Origin of the sequence: Amycolatopsis viridis, from assembly GCF_011758765.1 — a bacterium.
Classification (GTDB): domain Bacteria; phylum Actinomycetota; class Actinomycetes; order Mycobacteriales; family Pseudonocardiaceae; genus Amycolatopsis_E; species Amycolatopsis_E viridis.
This window is the reverse complement of record NZ_JAANOU010000001.1, coordinates 2,086,756-2,099,562: the sequence shown is the minus strand read 5'-3', so window position 1 is coordinate 2,099,562 and position 12,807 is coordinate 2,086,756. Positions and strand designations below refer to the sequence as shown.

The following is a 12,807-nucleotide window of genomic DNA, read 5'->3' as shown; positions in this document are numbered from 1 at the left end:
TCATGTCCCGCTGTTGTCGCCACTCAGACTAGAACACGTTCTCGTTTTTGTCATCCGTCCAGCCGTCGAGCTGCGGATATTCCCGCCCTGCGGCCGGAGAACACACAGTCGGCAAGAGACAGACCGCTCACGTAGGACCTGGAACAGATTCCCACCGCGGAGCGGCCCGCGGCATACAGGCCCGCGATCCCGGTGCCGTCCCCGGCACGCACCTGGCCGGTCGACTCGTCCACCACCAGGCCACCGAGGGTCAGCATCGGGCACGGGAAACCGAGGCTGGGCTTGATGGAGACGTCGATGAGCGAGAACGGCGGCGTGCGCACCGGCCGCACGTACTCGGCGGGCTTGCCCGCCGGATCGGCCGCCCCGGTCTCCGCGGCCGCGTTGTACGCCTCGACGGTCGCCCTCAGCCCCTGGGCGTCCACCCCCGCGCGCCGGGCCACCTCCTCCAGCGAGTGCGCGGACACCCGGCCGCGCCGCAGCAGGTACCGGGCCTGCAACCACTGGAACCACTGGCTTTCCCGCCGCGCGGTGCGGCGCGCCTCGGCGATGGTCCCGGCGTCGGCGAGCAGCCAGCCCCTGCCGTCGTGCTCGCCGATCAGCACCTCGCCGATGGCTGCGCCGTAGCGGGACTCGTCGATGATCCGCCGGCCGGCGGCGTCGACCAGTACGCCCGTGAGCAACGCGCTCGGCGGGGTGATGAACCGCCAGGCCGAGATCCGGTGCATCTCGGCGGTCGCGGCCCCGACCGCGGTGCCGAGGCCGATGCCCGATCCGTCGTCGGCGATCGTGCCCAGCGGCAGCCCGCCGCGGTAGGCCGGAGCGTGCTCGCGCACGAGCTCCCGGTCGGTGATGAACCCGCCGGCCGCGATCACCACCCCGCGCCGCGCCGTCAGATCCACTTCGCGGGCGTACCGGCGCTCCAGCCGCTCGATCCGGCGCCGCAGGGCGTTGCGCACGGCCGGCACGTAGATGCCGGGTTTGGCCGCGTACCGCGCCATCCGGGCGTGCGCGGCACGCACCCGCGCGGGCGCGTCGCGCAGGGTCCGCACGCGCACGCCGGTCACCACACCGCCGGAGACGATCAGCGATTCGGCCCGGGTACCGGGCAGCACCCGCACGCCACGCCGCCGGGCCGCCTCGGCCAGCCGGGCGAACAGCACCTTCCCCGAGGTGCCCGGCCCCTTCGCGCGGTGCCCGCGCGCCGCCGGTTTGGCCAGGTCGCGGAACCCGCCCGCGGATTCGCTGCCCGAGTAGTAGAGGTAGTAGTCGTCGTTGGGGTAGGAGGTCTTGTACGGGCACAGGCTGCCGTCGAACGGCACCCCGTTGCGCTCCAGCCACTCGATCATGGCCGGGCTCTCCGCGCAGAAGCGGCGCAGCGTCTCCTCCGACACCACGTCGCCGGCCTCGAGCCGCAAGTAGTCGTACATGGCGTCGGCCGAGTCGTCGACCCCGGCCGCGCGCTGCTGCGCGGTGCCCCCGCCCGCGTAGACGATCCCGCCGCTGAGCGCGGTCGCTCCGCCGCCGCCGAACCGGTCGACCACCAGCACGTCGGCACCGGCGTCGGCGGCCTCGATCGCCGCACAGGCGCCGGCCGCCCCGAACCCGATCACGATGACATCCGCCGTGTGTGTCACCCGCCCCACCCTAGAACTGAAACACGTTCTCGTCTATCGTGACCAACGGGACGACGAACAGGCTGGAATCAAACTGGAACAGGTTGCAGCGGAGGTGGCATGACCGACGAGTTCGACGTCGTGGTGGCCGGCAGCGGCGCGGCCGGCATGACCGCCGCGCTCGCGGCCGCCGACGCCGGCCTGTCCGTCGTGGTGATCGAGAAGGCGGCGAAGTTCGGCGGTTCCACCGCCCGCTCCGGTGGCGGGGTGTGGCTCCCCGGCAACGAGGCGCTGCACGCGGCCGGCGTCGTGGACAGCCCCGGACAGGCGCGCGCCTACCTCGACGCGATCGTCGGCGACGTCGTGCCGGCCGGGCTGCGCCAGGCCTTCCTCGACCACGGGCCGGAGGTGGTGTCGTTCGTGCACCGCACGACCCCGCTGCGCCTGCGCTGGGTGCCCGGCTACTCCGACTACCACCCGGAGGCACCCGGTGGACGGGCCGGCGGGCGGTCGGTCGAGCCGGTCCCGCTGAACGGCAAGGTGCTCGGTGCCGAGCTGGCCCGGCTGGAACCGCCCTACAGCGGGGCGCCGCTCGGCGTGCCGATCACGCAGGCGGATTACCGCTGGCTGAGCCTGCTCGCGAGGCACCCGAAGGGGGTGCTGCGCGTGCTGCGCATCGGCGCGCGGTGGCTGGCCGGGGTGGCGCGCGGGCAGCGGCTGCTGTCGATGGGCCAGGCGCTGGCCGCCGGGCTGCGCGCCGGCCTGCTGCGGGCGGACGTGCCGGTGTGGCTGGACACTCCCCTGCTCGACCTGGTCACCGAGGACGACCGGGTCACCGGTGTGGTGGTCCGGCGGGACGGCCGGGAGGAGATCCTGCGAGCGCGGCTGGGGGTCGTGCTCGCCGCGGGCGGGTTCGAGCACAACGAGGAGATGCGCGCGAAGTACCAGCGCAGCCCGATCGGCACCCGGTGGACTGTCGGCGCGAAGGCCAACACCGGCGACGCGATCACGGCCGGGCTCAAGCTCGGCGCCGCGGTCGCGCTGATGGACGACGCGTGGTGGGGCCCGACGATCCCGCTGCCCGGCGGGCCGTGGTTCGCCCTGGCCGAGCGCTCCCGCCCGGGCAGCATCATGGTCAACGCGCGCGGCGAACGGTTCGTCAACGAGTCGGCGCCCTACGTCGAGGCGGTCCACGCGATGTACGGCCCGGGCGAGGGCCCCGCGGTGAACATCCCGGCCTGGCTGATCTTCGATCAGCGCTACCGCGACCGGTACATGTTCACCGGGATCGGCCCACGGCAGAAGCTCCCCGGCCGCTGGTTCAGACACCGCGTCGTGGTCACCGCGCCCACCCTCGCCGAACTCGCCGCCCGCATCGAGGTCCCGCCCGGCGCGCTGACCGCGACCGTGCAGCGCTTCAACGGCTTCGCCCGGCGCGGCGTGGACGAGGACTTCGGCCGCGGGCGCAGCGCCTACGACCACTACTACGGCGATCCGCGCCAGAAACCCAGCCCCAGCCTCGGCCCGCTCGAGAAGGCCCCGTTCTACGCGGTCGAGATCGTGCCCGGCGACCTGGGCACCAAGGGCGGGCTGTGCACCGACACGCATGCCCGCGTGCTGCGCGAGGACGGGTCGGTGATCCCCGGGTTGTACGCGGCCGGGAACACCAGCGCCGCGGTCATGGGACACACCTACGCCGGCCCCGGCGCCACCATCGGGCCGGCGATGGTCTTCGGGTTCCTTGCCGCGCGGCACCTGGCCACCCAGAATCGCACTGGAGGTCGATGATGACTGAAGTCCGCACGATCGACGCGGGTGCGCCGCCGGCGCGGTTCGCGCGTGGCTGGCACTGCCTGGGGCTGGCCGAGACGTTCCGGGACGGGAAACCGCACGCCGTCACCGCGTTCGGCACCAAGCTCGTGGTGTTCGCCGGTGCGGACGGGACGCTCCACGTCCTGGACGCCTACTGCCGTCACATGGGCGGTGACCTGAGCCAGGGCAGCGTCAAGGGCAACGAGGTGGCCTGCCCCTTCCACGACTGGCGCTGGGGCGGCAACGGCAAGTGCGTGTCGATCCCCTACGCCAAACGGGTTCCGCTGCGTGCCCGCACCCGGTCGTGGCTCACGCTGGAGGAGAACAAGCAGCTGTTCGTGTGGCACGACCCGCAGGGCAACCCGCCGCCGCCGGATGTGGTGATCCCGCGGATCGAGGGCGTCTTCACCGGCGAGTGGAGCAACTGGACCTGGGACTCGGTGCTGATCGAGGGCTCCAACTGCCGCGAGATCATCGACAACATGGTGGACATGGCCCACTTCTTCTACATCCACTACGCGTTCCCGACCTACTTCAAGAACGTGTTCGAGGGCCACATCGCGACGCAGTACCTCAACACCAAGGGCCGCCCGGACGTCGGGATGGCGTCCAACTACGGCGGTGAGGACAACCTGCTGCGCTCCGAGGCGAGCTACTTCGGGCCGTCGTACATGATCAACAAGCTGCTCAACACCTACCGGGGCTTCGAGATCGAGAACGTGCTGATCAACTGCCACTACCCGGTCACGCCGGACTCCTTCGTCCTGCAGTGGGGTGTGAGCGTGAAGAAGCTGCCGGGCGTCTCGGACGAGCAGGCGGACAAGATCGCCGGCAAGTTCGCCCGGAGCATCGGCGTGGGGTTCCTGCAGGACGTGGAGATCTGGAAGAACAAGACCCGCATCGACAACCCGCTGCTGTGCGAGGAGGACGGCCCGGTCTACCAGCTGCGCCGCTGGTACGAGCAGTTCTACGTGGACGTGGAGGACGTCACCGAGGACATGACGCGCCGGTTCGAGTTCGAGGTGGACACCACCAAGGCCAACGAGGTGTGGGCGCGGGAGGTGGCCGAGAACCTGGCCCGGCAGCAGGAGGCGGGGATCGCCGGATGACGACGGCCGAGCGCACCGAGTTCCTCGCCGGCGGGATGCGGCCGCACGCCTGCGCGTCGTGCGGCACGCGGGTGCTGGTGAAGAAGAACAGCCTCAAGCACACCAGCATCCAGTGGACCACCGACGCCGGCAGCTGCCCGGTGTTCGCCGAGCACGCCGCGGGCGGTGCGCCCACCGCGCTGCTGGACACCTGCCCGAAGCTGGTGGACAGCATCGGGGCGGCGGTGCGGGACGGGGAGTTCGGGGTTCTCGATGCCGGATAGCTATCCGCTGACCGTCGCCGAGGTGATCGCCGAAACGGCACAGGCGTCCTCGATCGTGTTCGACGTGCCTGCCGAGCACGCCGCGGAGTTCCGGTACCGGCCGGGACAGTTCCTGACGCTGCGGGCCGGTGCGGCGGCGCGGTGCTACTCGTTGTCCAGCGCCCCGCACGAGGGCTCCCGGCTGAAGGTGACCGTGAAGCGCACCGCCGGCGGGTACGGCTCGAACTGGTTGTGCGACAACGTGCGTGCCGGTTCCACTGTGGACGTCCTGCCACCGGCGGGGGTGTTCACCCCGGAGTCGCTGGACGCCGACCTGCTGCTGCTGGCCGGTGGCAGCGGGATCACCCCGGTGATGTCGATCCTGAAGTCGGCGCTGGCCTCCGGCGGTGGCCGGATCGTGCTGGTCTACGCCAACCGGGACGAATCGTCGGTGATCTTCGCCCAGGAGCTGGCCGCGCTGGCGCGGGAGCACCCGGATCGGCTGGTTCTGGTGCACTGGCTGGAGAGCGTGCAGGGGCTGCCGTCGGTGACCCAGTTGCGCGAGCTGGCCCGGCCGTACGCGGAGTTCGAGGCGTTCCTGTGCGGTCCCGAGGCGTTCATGACGGCCGGCCGGCAGGCGCTCCAGGACCTCGGCCTGCCGCGCCGGCGGATCCACCTGGAACGGTTCGTGTCGCTGGGCGGCAATCCCTTCGAGGACAAGGCCGCGGCGACCGCGCCGGCAGCGGGCGGGACGACCGCGCTGTCGGTCGATCTGGACGGGGCGCAGCACTCGCTCTCCTGGCCCCGGCAGCAGAAACTGCTCGACGTCCTGCTGGCCCGCGGGCTGGACGCGCCGTACTCCTGCCGGGAGGGGCAGTGCAGCGCGTGTGCCTGCCGCATCGTGTCCGGCGAGGTGAAGATGCTGAACAACGAGGTCCTGGATGCCGAGGACATCGCCGACGGCATCGTGCTGGCCTGCCAGTCGGTGCCGTTGACCGACGAGGTCTCGGTCAGCTACGAGTAGGAGACCCTCGATACACTCGCCCAGCCGGAATACCGGCGTCACCCGCGTGCGCTCGTCCTGCGCGGTCCGCTGGACCGGCTGCTGGTGCCTACAGGCCGGTGACCAGCATGTAGGCCATGCCGGCGCCCATCAGCGCCCGGCAGACCTGGCGGGACGCGCGGTGGTCGCGCAGGCTCTCGGTGCGCGCCCAGCGCACGCCCAGCAGCCCGGCGCGCACGCTGTCCACCGCGAAGTAGGCGATCGCGGCGAGGGCGAGCACCGGCCAGGCGAGCTTGACCGGATGGCCCGCCATGGACAGCCACGGCCCGTGCTCGTGGTGGCCGGGCATCGCCGTGATCATGTAGAGCATCGCGGCGGCGGACACCAGGTGGTGCAGGGCGCAGCAACGCCGCCCGCGCAGCGCGGCGACCAGGAACCAGCCCGCGGTGAGCACGAGGATCGCCTGCCACCCGGCCGCCGGGATGGGCCCGCCGAGCGGCGAGACCATCGCGAGCATCGCCAGGACCATCAGCAGCTCGGCGAGGTCCATCTGACGGGTGTCCGGGGTCGTGGTCAGCGCGTCCCGGCGGACCAGCCGCGCCAGGCTGGGCACGGCCAGCAGCGCGAACGCCACGGTCAAACTCCACGCGAGGGCGGCCGGGATGTGCATGCCCCCAAGTTCGCGCACGGCCCGGCCGGCGCGCTAGCGGTCAACCCGGTGAATTCCACACCATGAGACGACGCAGCCGGTGACGGTTCCCCCCATGCGCTGACAGCACTGGTGTTTCACCGCAGGTGTGACGGGAACCACACCAGGGAGGCGAAGTCAGGAAGGACAACAGACGATGACCGTCACCGAACCGATCACCGACCCCGCACCCGACCTCGACAGCGGCGCCCTCGACCCGGCACCCGGCACGCCCGAAACGCTGCCCGCGGACGACGAGAGCCACCTCGTCCGCGGCTACGACTGAGCCAGCACCAGCCCGCTCGTCGGCACCCCGGTACCGGCCGTGACGAGCACGTGCTCTACCGACGCCACCTGGTTGCACGACTCACCGCGGATCTGCCGGACGCCCTCGGCGATGCCGTTCATCCCGTGGATGTAGGCCTCGCCGAGCTGACCGCCGTGCGGGTTGAGCGGCAGCGAACCGTCCAGCTCCAGTGCGCCGGACGCCACGAAACCGGCAGCCTCGCCCCGCCCGCAGAAGCCCAGCGCCTCCAGCTGCATCAGCACGTACGGCGTGAAGTGGTCGTAGAGCACGGCCACGTCCACGTCCGCGGGCCCCACCCCGGCCTGCGCCCACAGCTGCCGCGCCACCACGCCCATCTCGGGCAGTTCCGTGAGCTCGTCCCGGTAGTAGCTGGTCATGACGTACTGGTCCGGACCGCTGCCCTGCGCCGCCGCCGCGATCACCGCCGGTTTCCGCCGCAGGTCTCGCGCCCGCGCCACGCTCGTGATCACCAGGGCGACCCCGCCGTCGGACTCCTGGCAGCAGTCGAGCAGCCGCAGCGGCTCGGCGATCCACTTCGACGCCTGGTGGTCCTCGAGCGTGATGGGCTTGCCGTGGAACCACGCGGCGGGGTTCGTCGCCGCGTGCTTGCGGTCCAGCACGGCGATGCGGCCGAAGTCCTCGGTCGAGGCGCGGTATTCGTGCAGGTACCGCTGCGCCACCATCGCCACCGTGGCCGCCGGGGTAGCCAGCCCCATCGGGTAGTGGAACGCGTTGTCCAGGCCGGAGGAGTTGACCTGCCCCGCGGCGGCCGCCGACACCTGCCCGAACCGGTGCCCGGAGCGCTCGTTGAACGCCCGGTAGGCGACCACCACCTCGGCCACGCCGGTCGCGACCGCCATCGCTGCCTGCTGAACGGTCGCGGCCGCCGCGCCGCCGCCGTAGTGGACGCGGCTGAAGAACGTCAGCTCCGGGATGCCCAGCTCCCGCGCCACCGCGATCTCGGCGTTGCCGTCCATGGTGAACGACACCAGACCGTCCACATCGGATGGACGGAGCCCGGCGTCGTCCAGCGCGGCGCGTACCGCCTCGGCCGCCAGCCGCAACTCGCTGCGCCCGGAGTCCTTGGAGAACTCGGTCGCGCCGATGCCGGCGATCGCGGCCTTGCCCGCCAGGCTCATGAGTCCAGCTCCACGGTCACCGTCCCGCTCACGTGCGCCCCCAGTTTCCCGGTCCCGGTCACCTCGACGACCGCCACGCGGCCCTCGACCGAACGGACCCGGCCGGTGAACACCAGCCGGTCCCCCGCGTAACACGGCACCCCCAGCTTGATCCTGATCGACCGCACCAGCGCGTCCGGCCCGGCCCACCCGGCGACGAACCGCTGCACCAGCCCGGTGTCGGTGAGGATGTTGAGGAAGATGTCCGCCGAGCCGCGTGCGACGGCCGCGTCCCGGTCGTGGTGCACGTCCTGGAAGTCCCGGGTGGCCAGCGCGGTGCTGATCACGAACGTCGGCGTGACGTCGAAGGCCAGTTCGGGCAGCTCGGTGCCGGCGGCGATCACCGCGCCACCCGCCAGGCCGGCAGGGTCAGGTCGTCGTCCACGGTCACGAAGGTGACGGTCACCGGTAGTCCGATGTGGACATCCGCCGGATCGGCGCCGACCAGTTCACCCAGCATGCGGACTCCCTCCTCCAGTTCGACCAGCGCGATCACGAACGGCGGCTCCCGGCCCGGCACCGCCGGCCGGTGGTGCACGACGTAGCTGTGCACGGTGCCGCGGCCGCTCGCCACGACCCAGCCGGGTTCCGCGCCGAGGTCGCCGTCCGGCGGCATCGGACCGGGCGGGTGCCGCAGGGTGTCGCCCCACCGCTGGATCCGCAGCTCACCGGCCTTCGTGCCCGCCCAGAAGAACTCGGTGTCCCGGCTGATCACCGGCCGCAGCACACCCGGCGCCGACTGCACCGATTGCGCCGGCTGCGCCGGTGGTGGCGCGAACTTGAGCACCCGGAACAGCATGTCGGCGACCAGTTCCCCGCCGACGTAGAAGGACGTGCGCGTGGTGACGAACCAGCCCTCGCCGAGCGCGGTCCGCTTCGGCCCCACCACCGACTCCAGCGCCGTGGACGCCGAGACGTGCTCGCCGACGCGCAGGTAGCGGTGGTAGGTCTGCTCGGAGTTGGTCGCGACCACCGAGGTGTAGCCGGCCTCGTCGAGCACCCTCATCATCGCGCCCAGCGGGTCGTCCGCGGCGCGCTGCCCGTGCAGGCCCGGCATCGTCCACACCTGCACCATCGCCGGTGGCGCGACCCCCCGGGTGTAGCGCGGGTCGGTGTCGCCGATGGCCTCCAGCCAGTTGTTGATCATCGCCTGGTTCACCGGATCCCGCGCGAGCCGCCGGGACGACTCGCCCTGGGCGGCGATGCGCGCCGCGGCTGCTTCGATGCTCATCGCGGCACCCTCGGCAGCCCCAGCCCGGCGGTGGCGATCAGCTCGCGCTGGATCTCGTTGACACCGCCGCCGAAGGTGAGCACGAGGTTGCGCCGCGCCAGCACGTCGAGCCACTCCGCCAGTTCGGCGGTGTCCGGATCGGACAGGTCACCGTGACGGGTCACGATCTCCTCCATCAGCCGTGCCACCCGCTGGATGCGGTCGGAGCCGAACACCTTCGTCGCCGACGCGTCCGCGACATCCAGGGCCGCACCCGCCACCTGCCAGTTCAGCAGCTCGTTGATGCGCATCACCGCCCGCGTCTCGCCCAGCGCCCGCCGCACGTCCGGCCGGTCCAGCAGGCCGCGCTCCGCTGCCCAGGCGCGCACCCGGTCGTAGAGACCGCCGACCCGGCCGGCCGGGCCGAGCATGACCCGCTCGTGGTTGAGCTGCGTGGTGATCAGGCGCCAGCCCTGGTTCTCCGCGCCGACCCGCATCGCCACCGGCACCCGGACCCCGGAGTAGTAGGTGGCGTTGACGTGGTGCGCGCCGTCGCAGGTGATGATCGGGGTCCAGGAGTAACCGGGGTCGCGGGTGTCGACGATGAGGATCGAGATGCCCCGGTGCCGGGGCGCATCCGGGTCGGTGCGCGCCGCGAGCCAGATGTAGTCGGCGTCGTGCGCGCCCGTGGTGAAGATCTTCTGTCCGTCGACCACATAGGACTCGCCGTCCCGCACCGCGGTGGTGCGCAGCGACGCGAGGTCCGTGCCGGCGTCCGGTTCGGTGTAGCCGATCGCGAAGTGCACCTCACCGGCGAGGATCTTCGGCAGGAAGAACGCCTTCTGCTCCGGGGTGCCGTACTCCTGGAGCGTCGGGCCGACCGTCTGCAGGGTCACCGACGGCAGCTGCACGTCGGCGCGGGCGGCCTCGTCCGCGAACAGGTGCTGCTCGAGGTCGCCGAACCCGCCACCGCCGTACTCCGCCGGCCAGCCCACGCCCAGCCGCCCGTCGGCGCCCATGCGCCGCACGATGCGGCGGTAGACCTCGCCGTGCCGCTCGCGCAGCAGCGCCCGCCGCTCCTCCGGCGTGACCAGCCCGGCGAAGTACTCGCGCAGCTCGTCCCGCAGTTTCCGTTGCGCCGCGGTCAGTTCGATGTGCATCAGCTCTCCACCAGGTCGCCGAGCCGGTCCAGCCGCTCCGCCGCGCCCCCGACGACCGCGGCGAGCTCCTTGACCAGCCCGTAGTGGCGGTGCAGCGGGTAGGTGACGTCGACGCCGAGACCACCGTGCAGGTGGTGGCACAGCGCCAGCGCCCGGGGGGCCTCCTCGGCCAGCCAGTACGCCGCGACCGCCAGGTCCTCGTCCGGGTCCAGACCTTCGGCGAGCCGCCACACCGCCGACAGCGCCGCCAGGTGCAACGTGCGGGAGGTGATGTAGACGTCCGCGATCTGCTGGGCCACCGCCTGGAACGTCGCGAGTGGACGACCGAACTGCTCGCGCCGCCGCACGTGCCCGGTGGTCAGCGCGAGCGCTCCGGCCACGGCGCCGTCGCCCAGCGCGGCCGCACCGGCGAGCGCGAACCGGTGCAGGTCGGCCAGTGCGCCCGCGGGCAGCAGGTCCGCCTCCCCGGCCCGTACGCCGGTCAGCCGCAGGGTGGTGCCGCAGACCTGCGCGCCCGGTGCGCACGGATCGACCAGGAAGACCCCGGTGCCCCACGGCAGGGTGGCCGGCACGAGCACGCACCGCGCCTCCGGCAGCGACGGCACGAGCGTCTTCGTACCGGTCAGCGCCCATCCCCCGCCGGCCGGCACGGCTTCGGTGGACGGCGCGGTGACGAACGGGGCCGACGGTTCGTGCGGCGCGGCCGTGACCACCGCCTCGCCCGACGCGATCGCGGGCAGCCAGCGCGCCCGCTGCTCCGGGCTGCCCAGCCGGTCCAGCGGCAGCACCCCGAGCGCGAGGGCAGCCAGCGCCGGCACGTCCGCGGCTGCCCGGCCGACCTCGGTGAGCACCACGGCGACCTCGGCCGGACCCAGCCCGTCCCCGCCCAGTTCGGCGGGCAGGGCGAGCGCGAGCAGGCCCGCTTTGGCCAGCGCCGGCCAGGCGTCCGCCGGCTCCCGTGCCAGGACGTCCGCGGTCAGCGCGGCGATGTCGGCCTGGGTCGCATCCAGGGTGAAGTCCACACCGGCTCCTCGGCAACAAGACTGAAACCTGTTCTAGTCTTAGCCGAGGAGACGAGTTCAGGCAAGAGCCGCGGCCGCCGCGAGTAGTTCCCGCATCTCGTCCCGCATCGCCTCGACGAGCACCCACACATCTGGAACCAGTTCTCGCGCGGCGAGCAGGCCGATGTCCATCTTGCCGGCGTAGGACAGCACGGTCACGTTCAGCCCGGCGCCGTGGAACACCGGGCCGAGCGGGTAGAACGCGGTGACCCGCGCACCGACGAAGTACAGCGGCATCGGCGGGCCGGGCACGTTGGAGACGACCAGGTTGTGCACCACCGGGTGCTTGTCCGCCAGGCGCAGCGCCGCATACGCCCGCACGGCGAGCCCGAACAGGCCGGGCGCGGCGAACTGCGCCCAGTTCTGCAGCATGTCGGCGTCGATCTCGTGGTGGTGCTCCTTCGCCTGCCGGTTGCCCTCCGCGGCCGCGTAGATCCGCGCGGCGGCCTCCGGCAGGTGCGTGGGCAGGGTCGCGAAGAAGGCGGACACCTTGTTGCTGCTGTCGCCCTCCTGGCCGGTGCGGCCCAGCGTGGACACCGGGACGGTCGCGACCAGCGGATCCGGCGGCAGTTCGCCGCGCGCGTCCAGGTACCGGCGCAGCGCGCCCGCGCACAGCGCCAGGACCACGTCGTTCACCTTCACGCCGAAGGCGTTCTTCACCGTCTTGACGTCGTCCAGGTCCACGGTGCCGTAGGCGATGCTGCGCACGCCGGTGATCGTGGAGTTGAACGAGGTGCGCGGCGCGGTGAACGGGACCGGCATGCCCTGGCGGCGCAGCGCGCGGCCGAGCCAGCGCGGCGCCATGCCGGCGAGACCGGGCAGCAGCTTGGCCACCTCCACCGGGCGCCGCGCCAGCTCCTGGACGCTCGCGCGCAGCAGCTGGAGGTGCGAGGGCGGCTCGAGGTTGGGCTCCGGGTCCGGCAGCGGCGGAAGTTCACCCGGTTCGGTGCCCGCCAGGTAGGCGATCAGGTTGGCGCCGCCGACCCCGTCGACCGTCGCGTGGTGCATCTTGAACAACACCGCGACGTGGTCGCCGGGCAGGCCCTCGATCACGTACATCTCCCACAGCGGCCGCTCCCGGTTGAGCGGCTGACCGGCGAAGTGGGCGCACAGCTCGGCCAGCGTCTCCCGGTCGGCCGGCGCGGGCACGGCGACGCGGTGCACGTGGTGGTCGATGTCGAACGCGTCGTCCTCGACCCACACCGGGTGCAGGAAGTTCAGCGGGGAGTTGTGCAGCTTCCGGCGGAACTCCGGAATCGCGCAGATGCGCCCGGCGAGCGTGCGCTTGAACTCCGCGAAGCGGTAACCACCCGGAATGCTCGACCCGTCCAGGGTGAGCAGCCCGCACACGTGCAGCACCTGGGAAGACGTTTCCAGGTACAGGAAACTGGCGTCGAGTCCACTGAGCGGTCGCACCCGGT

At 72.1% G+C, this 12,807-nt stretch carries 12 protein-coding genes and 1 pseudogene; 5 read left to right on the top strand and 8 right to left on the bottom strand.

Features of this window, described 5'->3' with window-relative positions; all coding sequences use genetic code 11:
- Nucleotides 1-28: 28 nt before the first annotated feature.
- Nucleotides 29-1,637 (bottom strand): annotated as a pseudogene (locus FHX46_RS10325) (FAD-binding protein).
- Between the two features lie 99 nt (nt 1,638-1,736).
- Here FHX46_RS10325 and kstD point away from each other — a divergent pair.
- The 4 genes from kstD to FHX46_RS10305 are packed head-to-tail and all read left to right on the top strand — an operon-like array spanning nt 1,737 to nt 5,803.
- Entirely contained in the window at nt 1,737-3,404 is a 1,668-nt protein-coding gene (gene kstD / locus FHX46_RS10320; RefSeq protein WP_167112801.1) for a 3-oxosteroid 1-dehydrogenase, read from the top strand.
- Complete coding sequence (locus tag FHX46_RS10315) at nt 3,401-4,537, top strand: Rieske 2Fe-2S domain-containing protein (RefSeq protein ID WP_390622601.1); 1,137 nt, start codon at nt 3,401-3,403, stop codon at nt 4,535-4,537. Before kstD ends, FHX46_RS10315 begins: the two co-directional genes overlap by 4 nt.
- A complete protein-coding gene (locus tag FHX46_RS10310) occupies nt 4,534-4,800 on the top strand; it encodes a hypothetical protein (RefSeq protein ID WP_167112799.1) in 267 nt (88 codons plus the stop codon). Before FHX46_RS10315 ends, FHX46_RS10310 begins: the two co-directional genes overlap by 4 nt.
- Nucleotides 4,790-5,803: a ferredoxin--NADP reductase gene (locus tag FHX46_RS10305; protein ID WP_167112797.1), complete on the top strand. Its 1,014-nt coding sequence runs from the start codon at nt 4,790-4,792 to the stop codon at nt 5,801-5,803. Before FHX46_RS10310 ends, FHX46_RS10305 begins: the two co-directional genes overlap by 11 nt.
- Before the next feature lie 88 nt (nt 5,804-5,891).
- Here the strand turns inward: FHX46_RS10305 and FHX46_RS10300 are convergent, their stop codons facing one another.
- Nucleotides 5,892-6,452: a DUF5134 domain-containing protein gene (locus FHX46_RS10300; RefSeq protein ID WP_208400091.1), complete on the bottom strand. Its 561-nt coding sequence runs from the start codon at nt 6,450-6,452 to the stop codon at nt 5,892-5,894.
- A gap of 175 nt (nt 6,453-6,627) precedes the next feature.
- Between FHX46_RS10300 and FHX46_RS28790 the strand changes: the two genes are divergently transcribed.
- Nucleotides 6,628-6,756, top strand: a complete 129-nt coding sequence (locus FHX46_RS28790; protein ID WP_279589445.1) for a hypothetical protein — start codon at nt 6,628-6,630, stop codon at nt 6,754-6,756.
- On the opposite strand, the gene FHX46_RS10295 is transcribed toward FHX46_RS28790, so the two are convergent.
- Genes FHX46_RS10295 through FHX46_RS10270 form a run of 6 tightly spaced genes read right to left on the bottom strand, consistent with a single transcriptional unit; the run spans nt 6,747 to nt 12,802 of the window.
- Nucleotides 6,747-7,916, bottom strand: a complete 1,170-nt coding sequence (locus FHX46_RS10295) for a lipid-transfer protein (protein WP_167112793.1) — start codon at nt 7,914-7,916, stop codon at nt 6,747-6,749. The two genes, FHX46_RS28790 and FHX46_RS10295, sit on opposite strands and share 10 nt — an antisense overlap.
- Complete coding sequence (locus FHX46_RS10290; protein ID WP_167112791.1) at nt 7,913-8,299, bottom strand: acyl dehydratase; 387 nt, start codon at nt 8,297-8,299, stop codon at nt 7,913-7,915. Before FHX46_RS10290 ends, FHX46_RS10295 begins: the two co-directional genes overlap by 4 nt.
- The gene (locus tag FHX46_RS10285; RefSeq protein ID WP_167112790.1) at nt 8,296-9,186 is read right to left on the bottom strand and encodes a bifunctional MaoC family dehydratase N-terminal/OB-fold nucleic acid binding domain-containing protein; all 891 of its coding nucleotides are present in this window, start codon (nt 9,184-9,186) and stop codon (nt 8,296-8,298) included. The genes FHX46_RS10290 and FHX46_RS10285 overlap by 4 nt, the downstream gene beginning before the upstream one ends.
- Nucleotides 9,183-10,325: an acyl-CoA dehydrogenase family protein gene (locus tag FHX46_RS10280; protein WP_167112788.1), complete on the bottom strand. Its 1,143-nt coding sequence runs from the start codon at nt 10,323-10,325 to the stop codon at nt 9,183-9,185. The genes FHX46_RS10285 and FHX46_RS10280 overlap by 4 nt, the downstream gene beginning before the upstream one ends.
- Complete coding sequence (locus tag FHX46_RS10275; protein ID WP_167112786.1) at nt 10,325-11,347, bottom strand: acyl-CoA dehydrogenase family protein; 1,023 nt, start codon at nt 11,345-11,347, stop codon at nt 10,325-10,327. Before FHX46_RS10275 ends, FHX46_RS10280 begins: the two co-directional genes overlap by 1 nt.
- Nucleotides 11,348-11,404: 57 nt before the next feature.
- Nucleotides 11,405-12,802: a WS/DGAT/MGAT family O-acyltransferase gene (locus FHX46_RS10270; RefSeq protein ID WP_167112785.1), complete on the bottom strand. Its 1,398-nt coding sequence runs from the start codon at nt 12,800-12,802 to the stop codon at nt 11,405-11,407.
- Between the last annotated feature and the right edge of the window lie 5 nt (nt 12,803-12,807).